Here is a 14,749-nt window from a genome sequence, read left to right on the forward strand (position 1 = left end):
CTCAGCCAACGGCATCGGTGCCACCCCCTCCCGTCGTTCCGCCCGCGGCGGACTCGCGCCGCCGGATCACGGCCGCGACCTGCGCGCCGTAGGTGTCCAGGCCCTCCGCGCCGCTGCCGGGCAGGCCGGTCAGCCGGGGCAGCAGATCGCCGAAGGCGTTGACCTCGCCGACCGAGAACCGCCGCCATCCGGTGCCCGGCAGCAGATCGACGCCCACGCACAGCGTGCCCGGGAAACAGGCCGCCGCCCGCTCCGCCAGACCCAGCACCTCCTGCCACGGCACCCCGGCCGCCTCCGCCGCGGCGCGCGCGGCGGCCAGGTCCCCGCGGATGCCGCCGAGGTGGAGATTGGTCATGGGCGAGCGGCTGGTGCGCACCACGGCGTGGGTCGCCCGCCCGCCGACCACCACCACCCGCAGGTCGGCGGCGCGCCCGTCCTGCGCGGCCTTGGGCACCCAGCGCTCGATGTGCAGCCCGTCGGGGGCGAGCGTGTCGACGATCGCGGCGATCTCCGCCTCCGTCTCGTACCGGCGCACCCGCAGGGAGTTGAACAGCCGCCCGTCGGCCGTGCGCTCGACCGAGGTGGCCGCCCGCACCCGGCCGTGGGCCCCCGCCTCCACGGCGAGCACCCCGGAGGCGGACGAGCCGTGCGCGAGCTTCACGAAGGCGCGGCGCAGTCCTCCGGAGCCGGCCAGCAGCGCCCGTACGTCATCCCAGCCGCGGACCGGCGGCGCCGTTGGCCCGGAGGTCGGCGACGGCGGCACCGACACCCCCGCCTCGCTCAGCACGCCGTGGCACAGCCGCTTGTCGAACACCACGGCCAGCTCGTCCGGGTCGTCCAGCACCGTCGCGCCCGCCGCGCGGGCGGCCTCGGCCACCTGGCGCGCGGCGCCGGTGAACCGGGCGTACCAGCGCGCGGTGCCCTCGACGCGGGTCGGGTCGGCGGTGCCGCGCAGCAGCAGCTCCACCTCGTCGTCCTCGCCCGGCGAGTCCAGCCGCACGACCTCGCCCGGCTCGAACCGGGGGCTGCTGTCCACCAGCACCTCGCGCCAGGGCAGCACCCGGGGCTCGGGCAGGCCCGCCGCCCGCACGGCGTCGGAGAACATCTCCACCCGGCGGCCCCCCGGATTGCCGACCACCGCGAAGCGCACCCCGCGCCCCGCCTCCGGGCTCACCTCATTCGGAGACGGCGACATAGCGGAACTCCTCGTCACTGTTGCCCCACCGGCGCACCTCCTGCGGCTCCGAGAGGTCCACCTCGACCCCGCTGGGCTCCAGCTCCTCACGCACCCGCTGCGCCAGCTTCTCGCTCAGGTAGTGGTGGTGGAGGTCGAGCGCCTCGAGGTGGGTCAGCGGCTGGCCCGCGAGCAGGGCTTCGGCGCCCGCGTCGGTCAGCGTGCCCAGGGACAGGGCGAGGGAGGTGAGCTGGGCGACCACGGGGGCGGCGGCCACGGCGGCGGCGATCTCGTCCTGCATCTCGCTGTTCTGCAGGCCCAGATGGCGCAGCTCGGGGAGGCGGCCGCCGGCCAGCAGCGGGGCGAGGTCGGCGAGGGTCGTGTCGCCGCCGTAGTGCTCGACCCCCAGCCACAACGAGAGGTGTTCCAGCCGGGGGAGTTCGCTCTCGCAGACGGCCCGGACGATGTCGGCGGGCAGACCGCCGGACTCGAACCGCAGCGTCCGCAACCGCTCGTGGCGCACCGGGCGGAGCGTCAGCGGGTCGTCCTCGCCGGAACCGTAGCCGCAGCCGCGCACCACCAACTCCTCGAGCAGCGGATACGCCTCGACCACGGGCGTGACGTCACTCATCTGCAACCAGGACACCTCGCACTCCTCGGCCACCACATCGCCGAGGAACAGCGACCGCAGCGCCGGCAGCCGCCCGGCCGACTCCACCAGCAGGTCGAACACCGGGCGCACCGTGTCGTACTCGCCGTCGCCCCACCAGGAGCCGATGACGATCGCGCGGACCCGGTCCGCCGGGACGGTCTCCAGGAATTCCCGCCAGAGCTGGTCGAAGGGCCGCTCGTCGTCCCAGCCGCAGGCCAGTCGCCAGGCGACGGCGTCGGCGGGCGGCAGATCGGTGGCGTCGGTCCCGGAGGTGGCGAAGTCGGCGACGGGGAGACCCGCGAAGGACTCCAGGTTTTCGCTGATCATGAGGCGATGTGGTCCTTTCCGTGGTCGTGGCGGGCGGCGGTCCTGGCCCCGGGGCGCGGGGCCGTCACTCGGCGACCGCGGTGTAACGCCATGTCTCGCCGTCTCCGTCCTCGTCCTCGTCCTCCTCCTCTTCGCCCTTCTCGGAGAGGTCGAGCTCCACGCCCGACGGCTCCAGGGCCTCCCGCAGCCGCTGCTCCATCGCCTCGGAGAGGAAGTTGTAGTGCAGGTCGAGCGAGGCCAGGTGGGTCAGCGGCTGGCCCGCGAGCAGGGCTTCGGCGCCCGCGTCGGTCAGCAGGCCCATGGCCAGGCTGAGGGAGGTGAGCTGGGCGACGACGGGCGCGGTGGCGACGGCGGCGGCGATCTCGTCCTGGATCTCGCTGTTCTGCAGGCCCAGGTGGCGCAGTGCGGGGAAGCGGCTGCCCGCGAGGAGCCCGCCGAGGTCCGCCACGGTGGCGTCGCCCCCGTACTCCTCCACCCCCAGCCACATCTCCAGCCGCTCCAGCGCCGGCAGCTCGCTCTCGCCGACGCCGCGCACCACCCGGCCCGGCAGGCCGCCGGTCTCGAAGCGGAGCGTGCGCAGGTGCTCATGGCGGACGGCGGGGAAGGCGAGCTTCGTGCCGCCGCGTATGCCGAGTTCCCGCAGCCCGGGGAAGGCGTGGAGCACCGGGGTGACGTCGGACTGCTCGATCCAGGAGATCTCGGCCTCCTCCGCTTCGATGTCGCCGATGAACAGGGCCTCCAGGGCGGCCAGCCGGTCCTTGGCGGCGACGAGCGGCTCGATGACCGTGCTGGAGTCGCACCCGTACGACTCGCCCCAGATGCCGAAGATCAGCGCCCGTACGCGGGAGGTGTCCACCGTGTCCAGGAACCGCTGGAAGCGCTCGGCGAAGCTCTTCTCCTCCTCCCCGGCGTACGGGTCGTGGGAGATCCGCCAGGCCACGGCCTCCGGCTCCGGCAGCTGCTCCTTCGCACCGGGCGCGGGGAAGTCGAAGGCCGGGAGGCCGTGCAGTTCCGTGAGGTGTGCGGCGTAGTCCATGGCGCTGGTCTCCAGATGCGTTCGGGCGGAGCCGCCCGGTGACGAATGGCGTGCGAAGAGTTCTACCAAGCGCCACCGACAGCGGTGTCGGCGGGCGTTGTCGGACGGCGTCGGCGGGCGTTGTTGTCAGACCCCGCCCCTAACGTCGTGGACATCGAGACCGGCCCCCGTGCGAACGGCGGGCCCGACGCGCCATGCCGTGAAATTCCGTGAAATGCCGTGAAAGGGGAAGGCACATGTACCGACAGGGGGACGTCCTGATCGTGCCGGTGGCCGAGGAGGCGCTGCCGCCGAACACCGAGGCGCTGCCGCGGCAGCCGAGGGACGCGCGGGGGCGGCTGGTGCTGGCGCTGGGGGAGGTCACCGGACACGCCCACGCGGTGGTCGGGCCGGGCACGCTGGTGCGCGAGTCGGGGCCGTTCGGCGTCTCGTACCTGCATCTGCCGGACGGCGGGCGGGTGGTCCACGAGGAACACGCGGCGATACCGCTGCCCAAGGGGTGGTACCGCGTGGTGCGGCAGCGGGAGTACGTGCCGGGCGCCGTGCGCGTCGTGGCGGACTGAGACCGGGGGCGGACAGCATGACGACGGCATCGGACACCAGGAAAGACACCGGGGACATCGTGAGCACGGACACCGCGAACACCGGCACCGCGAGCACCGGCGCCATGAGCACCGACGTCCCACCCACCGGCACCACGGGTGTCGTCGAGCGGTGGCGGGCGGTGGCCGCGGCCACGGGCCCGGCCGACCGCGGGGCTGCGGAGGCCGGGGTGCGGCTGGCCTATGACGCGGCCGGGCTGCCGCGGCCGGAGCGGATCGTGTGGGTCGGCTCCCCGCTGGAGGGCACGGCGGCCGCCCTGCTGCTGGCCGGCCAGGGCGACATCCTGCCGGGGGAGATCGCCGACCGGGCGGCCGGCGCGCTGCGCGCGGCCGGGGTCGAGCCGGTGGCGGGCGCGGCGGGCGCGTCCGTGCGCGAGGCGGTGCGCACCCTGCCGTGGGCGGCGGCCCGACAGCGGCTGCACGCCGCGCTCGGCGGCTCCGGCTGGGCCGAGCGGTGGGCCCTGATGGGGGCGCCGCTGTGGGACACCACCCGCTCCCTCACCGAGCGCGTCCGGACCGGAGTCGTCGAGGCATTGACGGCACAGCCGGACCAGGGCGGGGAGCAGGACCGGGGCCGGGATCAGGACCAGGACCGGGACAGGAGCCGGGCGCGGGACCGGGAGGCGGCCGTCCGGCTCGCCATGCTGGACGCGGTGCTGGGCCAGCACGACGCCCCGTGGCTCGCGGCCGTGGCCGGGGAAGGCGACGCCGCCGCGGACGCCGGGGAGCCGGCCGGACCGGCCGCGGTGGCGCGGGCCGCCGGCTGGTGGTGGCCGTACGAGACGGCCGTGGTCATCGCCGAGCGGCCGCTGGAGCTCCACCGCGACGAGGCGGGCCGCCTCGACCGCGGCGACGGACCCGCCCTGGCCTACCCCGACGGCTTCGCGCTGTACGCGTGGCGGGGCATGCCGGTGCCCGCCGCCTTCCTGGAGCAGCTGTCCCAGCTCACCCCCGAGCGCATCCGCACCGAGGAGAACGCGGAGCTGCGCCGCGTCATGCTGGAGCACTACGGCTACGACCGCTATCTCGAGGAGTCCGGGGCGCGGCCGGTGCACCGCGACGAGACCGGGGTGCTGTGGCGCATCGCGATGGCCGGGGACGAGCCGGTGACGATGGTGGAGGTGGTCAACTCCACGCCCGAGCCGGACGGGACCCACCGCACGTACTGGCTGCGCGTGCCGCCGCGCACCCGTACCGCCCGGGAGGGCGTCGCCTGGACCTTCGGCCTGGAGGCGGACGGATACGCCCCGGAGCGCGAGACCTGATCCACCGGCGGCCAGCGGCGGGGGGCCGACGGCGGGCGGTTGGCGTCGGTCGGCCGGCGTCGGCCGGCCGGCGTCGGTCGGCGGTTCAAGGCCCCGGGGGGCAGGGGCGGTGGGGGAGCGGCCGGATGAAACTGGTCACTCCCCTACAAGGCTTGGTCTGGACCTTGACTGGTATAGACCAAGCCGCTTGAGTGTTCTCAAGTCCCCCCTGAAGGAGGAGCCTTGAGAGGAAAACGCATACGGGCCTGTCTCGCGGCCGCCGCGGCCGCCTGCGCTCTTCTGTTTGTCATGCCCATGGCTTCAGCCTCGGCGGCCCCCACGGCCTCCGCGGCCTGTTCCTATCCGGACTGGGTCGCCGGCAAGTGGTATGTGGCGGGCGACATCGTGAGGTACACCGACGGCAGGTACTACCGCGCCGAACACGACAATCCGGGCTACGACCCGACCATCAGCACCTGGTACTGGGACCCGTACGACTGCGGCTCCGGAAACCCGAACCCCACCGGCTTCGTGGTGAGCGAGGCCCAGTTCAACCAGATGTTCCCGAACCGCAACGGGTTCTACACCTACCGGGGCCTGACCGCCGCCCTGAGCGCCTACCCCGGCTTCGCGAACACCGGCAGCGACACCGTCAAGAAGCAGGAGGCGGCCGCCTTCCTGGCCAACGTCAGCCACGAGACCGGCGGCCTGGTGCACATCGTGGAGCAGAACCAGGCCAATTACCCGCACTACTGCGACTGGAACCGGCCCTACGGCTGCCCGGCGGGCCAGGCCGCGTACTACGGGCGCGGGCCCATCCAGCTCAGCTGGAACTTCAACTACAAGGCGGCGGGCGACGCGCTCGGCATCGACCTGCTGAACAACCCCTGGCTGGTCGAGCGGGACGCCGCGGTCTCCTGGAAGACCGCCCTGTGGTACTGGAACACCCAGACCGGCCCGGGCACCATGACCCCGCACGCCGCGATGGTCAACCAGCGGGGCTTCGGCGAGACCATCCGCAGCATCAACGGCAGCATCGAGTGCAACGGCGGAAACCCCGGCCAGGTGCAGAGCCGCATCGACGCCTACCGGAGGTTCGTCCAGATCCTCGGAACCACCCCGGGATCCAACCTGAGCTGCTGACCCCCGGAACAACGTCACCGGTCTCGCGAGTTGTCCAAGCAGCGCGGCGCGCGGCGCCGCGCTGCCACACCGCAGACCGTACGGGGCGATCCGCCCCTTCCTCAGGAGGTGCCGTGACCGGCTCCAGCCACAAACGCGCCCGGCTCGCCGCCGCCCTGCGCCCCGCCGCCTTCGGGGCGGACCCGGCCGGGGAGCGGATGGAGCGCATCCGCCGGTCGCCGAACTTCTCGGGCGGCGTGTTCGTGAACCCGGTGGGCGCCCGCACCGCGCCGTCCGGCTCCATGCTGAAGTTCCTGCCCACGTACTTCCGCAAGGAGGAGCGGGTCCGCCGGGCCCCCGCCGCCCCCGTGCCCGTGCACCCCACCACCGTCGCCGACCTCGCCGTGCCGCCCGCCTCCGGGCTGCGGCTGACCTGGATGGGGCACTCGACCGTGCTGGCGGAGATCGACGGGCGCCGGGTGCTGTTCGACCCGGTGTGGGGTGAGCGCTGCTCGCCCTTCTCCTTCGCCGGCCCCAAGCGGGTCCACCCGGTGCCGGTGCCGCTGCGTGCCCTGGGGCCGGTCGACGTGGTGGTGATCTCCCACGACCACTACGACCACCTGGACATGCCGACCATCCGGGCCCTGGTGCGGACGGAGACGCACTTCGTGGTGCCGCTGGGCGTCGGCGCGCACCTGGAGCGCTGGGGAGTGCCCGAGCGGCGGATGACCGAGCTGGACTGGCACGAGTCGACGGAGGTGGCCGGGGTGCGGCTCACCGCCACCCCGGCCCGCCACTTCTGCGGCCGCGCCCTGCGCAACACCCAGCACACCCTGTGGGCCTCCTGGGTGGTGGCCGGGCCGGAGCACCGGGTCTACCACAGCGGGGACACCGGATACTTCCCCGGCTTCGCGGACATCGGGGAGGCGTACGGCCCCTTCGACGCGACCATGATCCAGATCGGTGCCTACAGCGAGTTCTGGCCCGACATCCACATGCTCCCCGAGGAGGGCGTGCGGGCCCACGCCGACCTCCAGGGCGGCGAGCCCGGCCGGGGCATCATGCTCCCGATCCACTGGGGCACCTTCAACCTCGCCCCCCACCCGTGGGACGAGCCGGCCGAGGGCACGGTGACCGCCGCGCGCGCGGCCGGTACACGAGTGGCCGTCCCGCGCCCCGGGGCCCCCTTCGAGCCGGCGGCCGGCCTGCCGCTGGACCCGTGGTGGCGGTCGATCGCGGCCCGCCCGGCGACGGGCGCGGTGGCCGCTGCCGCGGTCACGCCCCAGGCGCCGGGCCGGGGCGCGCCGACTCCGGGCGGTGGCCCGGGCGACCAGCCCGAGGGACCCGGCGCCGCGCTCCCCCTCCCCCAGGCGTAGGGTCCCCGGGGGCCGCGCCCTCGACGGCGCGGCCCCTGTCCTCGCTTCTTTGGTCCCGGCTCTTGTCGCGGGCATGGCATGCTCGGTTGAATGGTTAGGAAAGGTTCCTAACGGATCGTCACTGTGACGACGACCCGCGCGCGCCTCCCCCACAGTCGACAAGGAACGGAGATCCACATGCCCAAGAGGATCGCCCTCGCGGCCGCCGCCGTCGCCATCCCGGCGGCGCTCGTCCTCATCGGCGTCGGAATCGGCCAGGCCGCCGACCAGACGCCGACGGTCTCCCACCAGGCCGCGAACCACGCCGGGAAGCAGGCGGCCGGAAAGGCGGAGCGCCGGGCGGCCGCGGTGAAGAACCTGGACGATCCCGCCAAGAAGGAGATCGCCATGAAGCTGGTCTCCAGCGCCGAGAACTCCTCGCTGGACTGGCGGGCGCAGTTCAAGTACATCGAGGACATAGACGACGGGCGCGGCTACACCGCCGGGATCATAGGCTTCTGCTCGGGCACCGGCGACATGCTCGAACTCGTCGAGTACTACACGCAGGTCAAGCCCGGAAACGTACTGGCCAAGTACCTGCCGGCGCTGCGCAAGGTCAACGGCAGCGACTCGCACGCCGGTCTCGACCCGGACTTCACCAAGGACTGGAAGACCGCCGCCAAGGACAAGGCGTTCCAGGACGCCCAGGAACACGAGCGCGACCGGGTCTACTTCAACCCGTCGGTCAGCCGGGGCAAGGCCGACGGGCTGGGCACGCTGGGCCAGTTCATCTACTACGACGCGATCGTCATGCACGGCCCCGGTGACAGCAAGTACAGCTTCGGCGGCATCCGCAAGACCGCCATGTCGCGGGCCAAGACCCCGGCGCAGGGCGGCGACGAGAAGACGTACCTCCACGCCTTCCTGGACGCCCGCAAGAAGGCCATGCAGAGCGAGGAAGCGCACAGCGACACCAGCCGGGTGGACACCGAGCAGCGGAAGTTCCTCAACGAGGGCAACCTCGGGCTCGAACCCCCGCTGAAGTGGAAGGTGTACGGCGACCCGTACCAGATCGACTCCTGACCCTCCGCCTCGTTCGGTCCGGGCGGTACGACGGCCAAGGCCGCCCGGATCTCCGGCGCTCAAGTGTGGACGGGCGAGCGGCGAGTTGAAGGGCGCGCCGAGGCGGTCGCGACGTGCGGAGCATCACGTGGGCACCACGACTTTTACACATTGACCATCGTTGTTACCTCCTCCTATATTCACGGCGACAACCACGCAGCACGCAGCCGTGCGGCGCTCAACTCCCTGTCGGAACAGGGCGTTGGCGTGAGCCCCCGGGCACACTGCTTCGCTGTGTTTCTTCTTGGGAAGTGACATGAAGTTCCGCAAGACCCTCAGCGCGTTCGCCGTGGCCGTCGCCGCGGCAGGAGCGTCCCTGCTCACCGCCCCCTCCGCCAGCGCCGCCGACTGGTGGGACTACCAGATGCACACCAACGACAGCGACCCGGGCGGCCGTGTCCGCTTCAAGATGAACGGCGACGTCGTTGAGCTGTGCGACATCGAGGCGGACGGCTGGAAGGTCAAGCTGACGATCGTTCACGGCTTCACCGGCAACGTGGTCGACCGCATGGACGTGGGCGGCAACGGCAACTGCGTCACCCACAGCGCCTCCAACGGTCACAACCTGACCGAGGGGCAGCACTACTACTTCCAGATCTACCTCAGCAAGGACGGCACCCCGCTGGACTACGACGACTCGTCGGACTGGATCGCGTAGCCGGCGCCTCGTCTCCCGATTTCTCTTTGCCGATCGGCCCGTCGGAGCTGCCTCCGGCGGGCCGATCGCCCATGCCCCCTTGCAGGATTTCGTCATCGAGGCCGGCCGTGCTCGCAACCATCGGACACAGGAGTTGACCATGGTTGTGCCAGCCTCTTATATTCCTCGCGGCAACCACTCAGCAGGCAAATGTGCCGCACTCAACTCCGGTGAATGGCAAAGGCGTTGAAAGTGCACATCCCCGGGCACACTGCTTTGCTTTGTTTCCTTTTGGGGAGTGACATGAAGTTCCGCAGGACCCTCAGCGCGTTTGCCGTGGCCGTTGCCGCGGCGGGTGTGCCCTTGCTCGGCGCACCCACCGCCGGGGCGGCCACCACCGCTACCTGGGACAATCAGCTGCACACCAACGACGGCGACCCGGGCGGTCGCGTCCGCTTCAGGGCGAACGGCGACGTCATGGAGCTGTGCGACATCGAGGCCGACGGTTGGAAGGTCAACCTGGAGGTCTCTGGCTACCACTATTACGACGCGTTTTCCGTGGGCGGAAACGGAAACTGTGTCACTCACAGTGCCTCGAATGGCCACGACTTGACGGAGGGCGCGGGCTACTCCATCAAGATTTACCTCAGCAAGTCCGGCCACCCCTACGAGTACGAAGACTCGGCCGTGTTCTGGGCGTAGTCGGCGTCCTCTTTTCTCTTCTGATCGGGCCCGCCGGAGCTGCTCCGGCGGGCCCGATCGCCCATAGCCGGGGATCGGCGAGGTGCTGGACGTTCAGTCCCTTGCCGCGGCCGCCGCGTCGACCAGCGCCCGCATGACCCGCACGTCCTCCCCGGAATCCGCCTCCGGATGCCACTGCACCCCGAGAGTGAACCCCGAGCCCGGCAGCTCCACCGCCTCCACCGTCCCGTCCACCGTCGCGTGCGCCGAGACCACCAGCCCCTCGCCGAGGCGGTCCACCGCCTGGTGGTGGTAGGTCGGCACGGACACCGCGTCCGGCGTGATCCGGGCCAGGAGGGTGCCCGGGACGGGCTTGATCTCGTGGTGTTCGAAGACGCCCGGCGGGCCCACGTGGCCCTCCAGGTGCTGGACGAGCGTGCCGCCGAGGGCGACGTTCAGGAGTTGCATGCCGCGGCAGATGCCCAGCAGGGGCAGGCCCGCCGCCAGGGCCGCATCGATGAGTGCCAGCTCCCAGGCGTCCCGTTCCCGCGCGGGCGGGCCCGTGCGTTCGTGGGGTTCGGCGCCGTAGCGGAGGGGCTCGACGTCGGGGCCGCCCGCGATGACCAGGGCGTCGAGGCGGGAGACCACGGAGGCGGCCGAGGTGGGGGCGTCGTCGGGGGGCAGCAGGGCGGCCAGGCCGCCCGCGCGCTGGACGAGGCGGTGGTATCCGGCCGGGAGCAGAGCCGCGGGCTGGTGCCAGACGCCCCAGCGGACGGATGACTCCAGGTAGGTGCTGATGCCGATGAGGGGCTTCGACAACGGGGGTCCAATCTTTCGCCGACCGGGTGCTGTCGCCGGTCCGGGTGGTCTCAGTCGCGGGGCAGCTCAGTCGCGGGACAGCTCCGCCTCCGCCTCCGCGAGCGCCGCGAACTCCTCCTCGGGGGCCGCCGCCACCAGACGGTGCCGGCTGTAGAGGGCGAAGTAGGCGAGGGCCACGGCGTAGACGCCCAGCGCGATGAAGGCGGCGTCCTTGTCCACCAGGAAGGTGGCCACCAGGGCGGAGCAGGCCAGGACGAAGGCGACGGACGAGGTCAGCACCCCGCCCGGGGTGCGGTAGGGGCGGTGCAGGCCGGGCTCGCGGCGGCGGAGCACGATGTGGGAGAGCGACATCAGGGCGTAGGAGATCGTGGCGCCGAAGACCGCGACGTTGAGCATCCGGGCGCCGTCGCCGGTGGCCGCGGCCAGGGCGAAGCCGAGGGCGCCGGGGACCAGGAGGCCCAGGTAGGGGGCCTTGCGGCGGCTGGTGAGGGAGAGGAAGCGGGGCAGATAGCCGGCGCGGGAGAGGGCGAACAGCTGCCGGGAGCCGGCGTAGATGAGGGAGAAGAAGGAGGCGACGAGGCCGGCCAGGCCTGCGTAGTTGACGATGCGGGACAGCGTGGTCGCGTGGCCGTCCGGCTGGAGCGCCTCGACGAGGGGGTTGCCCGCGCCCTGGACCGCGTGGGCGCCGCGCGCGCCGGTCGCGGCGAGGAAGGTGAGCAGGGCCAGCACCAGCAGGATGCCCACCGACCAGGCCATGGCCTTCGGCAGGGTGCGCGCCGGGTCGCGGGTCTCCTCGGCGGCGAGCGGTACGCCCTCCACACCGAGGAAGAACCACATGCCGAAGGGGAACGCCGACCAGATGCCGAGCAGCCCGAACGGCAGCCAGGAGCTGGAGCCGAGGGCCGAGTGGTCCACGGGGATGTCGTCGAGGGAGCCCGAGTGGAAGTCGGTGAGGGCGCCGAACGCGAAGATCAGGAGCGCGGCGACGGCGACGGCGGTGACGATCAGGCTGAAGCGCAGGGCCTCGCCGACGCCCCACAGGTGGATGCCGATGAAGATGACGAAGCAGGCCAGGTAGACGGGCCAGCCGGACTCCAGGCCGAAGAGCCCGAGCGATTCGACGTAGTCGCCGATGAAGATGGAGATTGCGGCGGGCGCCAGGACGTACTCGATGAGGATGGCCGTGCCGGTCAGGAAGCCGCCCCAGGTGCCCAGGGCGCGCCGGGCGAAGCCGTAGCCGCCGCCCGCCGTGGGCAGGATGGCGGCCAGCTCGGCGAGGGCGAAGACCATGCAGGTGTACATCAGGCCCATCAGCACGGCGGCGATGGCCAGGCCGCCGAAGCCGCCCTCCGCCAGGCCGAAGTTCCAGCCGGAGAAGTCGCCGGAGACGACGTAGGCGACGCCGAGGCCGGTCAGCAGCAGGGGGCCCGCGCTGCCCCGGCGCAGGGTGCGGCGCTCCAGGTAGGCGTCCTCACCGGAGGCGGGGCCGCTCCCCGGCGGGGCGCCGGCGGCGGCGCCGGGCGGGCTGGGGGAGAGGCGCGGGGACTCGGTTCCGTCGGCCATGGGTGCTCCTGGTCCACACGAGAGGCGAGGGCAAAGGTTTGGACGCATACCTTTGCCGTGGTCGGTGTCCCCGCGCAAGACCTCTGCGTAAAACGTGGGTCAATCCGTCGTTCGATCCGTCGTTCGATCCGCCGGGCGCGTGCCCTCCCGCGCGTCGGTCAGGAAGCCGCGCAGCAGCGCCGCCGTGCCCTCGCAGTGCTCCCGCATCACCTCGCGCGCCCCGTCCGCGTCCCCGTCGAGCACCGCCTCGACCAGCGCCGTGTGCTGGGCCTGCGAGTGCTCCAGGTTGCGCACCAGCAGCGGGATGCGGTCCAGCAGGTCGTTGACGGTGGCGCGGACGGCCGCGTACTGGGCGGCGAGCGACGGGGAGCCCGCCAGCTCGGCGAGCGTCAGATGGAGCAGCGTGTCCAGCCGCCGGTAGTCGGCGAGCGGGGCGTCCCGGGTCGCGTCGAGGGCGGCCCGCAGCCGGTCGGCCTGCTCGGCGGTCAGCCCGTGGGCGGCGCACAGCCCGGCCGCGCCCACCTCCAGGACCTCGCGGAAGCGCAGGGTGTCCTCGACGTCCACCTCCCGGACCCGGCGCAGCAGCGCGTCCCCGCCGGCGGCGGCCGGTTCGGGGCGGGCCCGTACGAAGGTGCCGCCGTAGCGGCCGCGCCGGCTCTCCACCAGCCCCTGGTCCGCCAGCACCTTCAGCACCTCGCGCAGCGTCACCCGGCTGATGCTCAGCCGCTCGGCCAGCTCCCGCTCGGCCGGGAGCCGCTCGCCCTCGGGGACCAGGCCGAGACGCAGGATCCGGAGTATCTGCTCCAGCGCCTCCTCGAAGCCGTTGCCGGCCCGCACCGGCCGCAGCACCGGAGCCAGCCGGTCGCCCGCGCCGCCGCCCCCGGTTCCGCCCGTGCCGCCGTCGGTGGTGGTGCCCGCGGCGCCGCCGCCGCTTCCGTCGCCGTTCATGGAAACTTCCGCCCCCACTTCCCAATCAATGGTCTACCGGAATACCTTATGGCTCCCGCGGCACCGAGTCGTACCCGACAGGAGGCACCACCGTGGCTGACCGTACGCCCCCGCTCTCCGTCGACGAGTTGAGGAGACTCGTCGACACCGGAGAGATCGACACCGTCGTCCTCGCCTTCACCGACATGCAGGGCAGACTCCAGGGCAAGCGGTTCGCGGCCCGATTCTTCCTCGACGAGGCCCTGGAGCACGGCACCGAGGGGTGCAACTACCTCCTCGCCGTCGACGCCGACATGAACACCGTCGACGGCTACGCCATGTCCTCCTGGGAGCGCGGCTACGGCGACTTCGCCATGCACGGCGACACCGCCACCCTGCGCCGCACCCCCTGGAACCCCGGCACCGCCCTCATCACCGCCGACCTGGCCTGGCACGACGGCTCGCCGGTGCTCGCCTCCCCGCGCCAGATCCTGCGCCGCCAGCTCGACCGGCTCGCCGAGCGCGGCTGGACCGCCTACGCGGGCACCGAGCTGGAGTTCATGGTCTTCAAGGACACCTACGAGCAGGCCTGGGGCGCCGGCTACCGCGGGCTGACCCCCGCCAACCAGTACAACATCGACTACTCCGTCCTCGGCACCGGACGCGTCGAGCCCCTGCTGCGCCGCATCCGCAACGAGATGGGCGCGGCCGGGATGACCGTCGAGTCGGCCAAGGGCGAGTGCAACCTCGGCCAGCACGAGATCGCCTTCCGCTACGACGACGCCCTGACCACTTGCGACCAGCACACCGTCTACAAGACCGGCGCCAAGGAGATCGCCGCCCAGGAGGGCATGGCGCTGACCTTCATGGCCAAGTACGACGAGCGCGAGGGCAACTCCTGTCACATCCACCTCTCCCTCCGCGACGAGTCGGGCGCCCCCGTGCTCGCCGACGACGACGGCCCGTACGGCATGTCCAAGACGATGCGCCACTTCCTCGCCGGACAGCTCGCCGCGATGCGCGACTTCACCCTCCTCTACGCGCCGAACATCAACTCCTACAAGCGCTTCCGCCCCGGCTCCTTCGCGCCCACCGCCGTCGCCTGGGGCCCGGACAACCGCACCTGCGCGCTGCGCGTCATCGGCCACGGCCCCTCCCACCGGCTGGAGAACCGCCTCCCCGGCGGCGACGTCAACCCGTACCTCGCCGTCGCCGGCATGGTCGCGGCCGGACTGTACGGGATCGAGGAGGAGCTGGAGCTCCCCGAGGTGTGCACCGGAAACGCCTACAACGGCGACGCCGAACACGTCCCGGCCACCCTGCGCGACGCCGCCGAGCTGTGGCGGACCAGCCCCATAGCGCGGGCCGCCTTCGGCGAGGAGGTCGTCGAGCACTACCTCAACATGGCGCGTGTCGAGCAGGAGGCCTACGACACCGCCGTCACGGACTGGGAGCGCTTCCGGTCCTTCGAGCGCATGTGAGGAACCA

Annotated in this window: 14 protein-coding genes; 8 read left to right on the forward strand and 6 right to left on the reverse strand. The window is 72.3% G+C overall.

The window, feature by feature from the left end; genetic code table 11:
* Position 1: 1 nt before the first annotated feature.
* The 3 genes from BBH68_RS26000 to BBH68_RS26010 all read right to left on the reverse strand — a co-directional run bounded on the left by BBH68_RS26000 (position 2) and on the right by BBH68_RS26010 (position 3,189).
* On the reverse strand, positions 2 to 1,195 hold the full coding sequence (locus BBH68_RS26000) for an STM4014 family protein (RefSeq protein WP_065965938.1): 1,194 nt from the start codon (positions 1,193 to 1,195) through the stop codon (positions 2 to 4).
* A complete protein-coding gene (locus tag BBH68_RS26005; protein WP_065965939.1) occupies positions 1,176 to 2,153 on the reverse strand; it encodes an STM4015 family protein in 978 nt (325 codons plus the stop codon). The genes BBH68_RS26000 and BBH68_RS26005 overlap by 20 nt, the downstream gene beginning before the upstream one ends.
* A gap of 64 nt (positions 2,154 to 2,217) precedes the next feature.
* Complete coding sequence (locus BBH68_RS26010) at positions 2,218 to 3,189, reverse strand: STM4015 family protein (RefSeq protein WP_065965940.1); 972 nt, start codon at positions 3,187 to 3,189, stop codon at positions 2,218 to 2,220.
* 236 nt (positions 3,190 to 3,425) lie between these two features.
* On the opposite strand from BBH68_RS26010, the gene BBH68_RS26015 reads away from it, so the two are divergent.
* The 7 genes from BBH68_RS26015 (at position 3,426) to BBH68_RS26045 (ending at position 9,973) form a co-directional block, all read left to right on the forward strand.
* The gene (locus BBH68_RS26015) at positions 3,426 to 3,752 is read left to right on the forward strand and encodes a hypothetical protein (protein ID WP_065965941.1); all 327 of its coding nucleotides are present in this window, start codon (positions 3,426 to 3,428) and stop codon (positions 3,750 to 3,752) included.
* A 104-nt stretch (positions 3,753 to 3,856) separates the two neighbouring features.
* Positions 3,857 to 5,056, forward strand: a complete 1,200-nt coding sequence (locus tag BBH68_RS26020; RefSeq protein WP_065965989.1) for a DUF6745 domain-containing protein — start codon at positions 3,857 to 3,859, stop codon at positions 5,054 to 5,056.
* A gap of 288 nt (positions 5,057 to 5,344) precedes the next feature.
* Positions 5,345 to 6,178, forward strand: coding sequence for a glycoside hydrolase family 19 protein (locus BBH68_RS26025; protein WP_245738320.1), 834 nt, complete (start codon positions 5,345 to 5,347; stop codon positions 6,176 to 6,178).
* Between the two features lie 113 nt (positions 6,179 to 6,291).
* Positions 6,292 to 7,533, forward strand: coding sequence for an MBL fold metallo-hydrolase (locus BBH68_RS26030; protein ID WP_065965943.1), 1,242 nt, complete (start codon positions 6,292 to 6,294; stop codon positions 7,531 to 7,533).
* 177 nt (positions 7,534 to 7,710) lie between these two features.
* Positions 7,711 to 8,595 (forward strand): chitosanase, encoded by an 885-nt coding sequence (locus tag BBH68_RS26035; protein ID WP_065965944.1) that lies wholly within the window; start codon positions 7,711 to 7,713, stop codon positions 8,593 to 8,595.
* A gap of 295 nt (positions 8,596 to 8,890) precedes the next feature.
* Entirely contained in the window at positions 8,891 to 9,292 is a 402-nt protein-coding gene (locus tag BBH68_RS26040; protein ID WP_065965945.1) for a hypothetical protein, read from the forward strand.
* Between the two features lie 282 nt (positions 9,293 to 9,574).
* Positions 9,575 to 9,973, forward strand: coding sequence for a hypothetical protein (locus tag BBH68_RS26045; protein ID WP_065965946.1), 399 nt, complete (start codon positions 9,575 to 9,577; stop codon positions 9,971 to 9,973).
* Between the two features lie 93 nt (positions 9,974 to 10,066).
* Here BBH68_RS26045 and BBH68_RS26050 read toward each other — a convergent pair whose 3' ends face one another.
* From BBH68_RS26050 to BBH68_RS26060, 3 genes are all read right to left on the reverse strand, one after another.
* A complete protein-coding gene (locus BBH68_RS26050) occupies positions 10,067 to 10,771 on the reverse strand; it encodes a gamma-glutamyl-gamma-aminobutyrate hydrolase family protein (RefSeq protein WP_065965947.1) in 705 nt (234 codons plus the stop codon).
* A 66-nt stretch (positions 10,772 to 10,837) separates the two neighbouring features.
* Positions 10,838 to 12,334, reverse strand: a complete 1,497-nt coding sequence (gene eat / locus BBH68_RS26055; protein ID WP_065965948.1) for an ethanolamine permease — start codon at positions 12,332 to 12,334, stop codon at positions 10,838 to 10,840.
* A gap of 99 nt (positions 12,335 to 12,433) precedes the next feature.
* The gene (locus BBH68_RS26060) at positions 12,434 to 13,282 is read right to left on the reverse strand and encodes a FadR/GntR family transcriptional regulator (protein ID WP_245738322.1); all 849 of its coding nucleotides are present in this window, start codon (positions 13,280 to 13,282) and stop codon (positions 12,434 to 12,436) included.
* 92 nt (positions 13,283 to 13,374) lie between these two features.
* Between BBH68_RS26060 and BBH68_RS26065 the strand changes: the two genes are divergently transcribed.
* On the forward strand, positions 13,375 to 14,742 hold the full coding sequence (locus tag BBH68_RS26065) for a glutamine synthetase family protein (protein ID WP_065965949.1): 1,368 nt from the start codon (positions 13,375 to 13,377) through the stop codon (positions 14,740 to 14,742).
* Positions 14,743 to 14,749: the final 7 nt, after the last annotated feature.

It is taken from the genome of Streptomyces sparsogenes, assembly GCF_001704635.1.
GTDB lineage: Bacteria > Actinomycetota > Actinomycetes > Streptomycetales > Streptomycetaceae > Streptomyces > Streptomyces sparsogenes.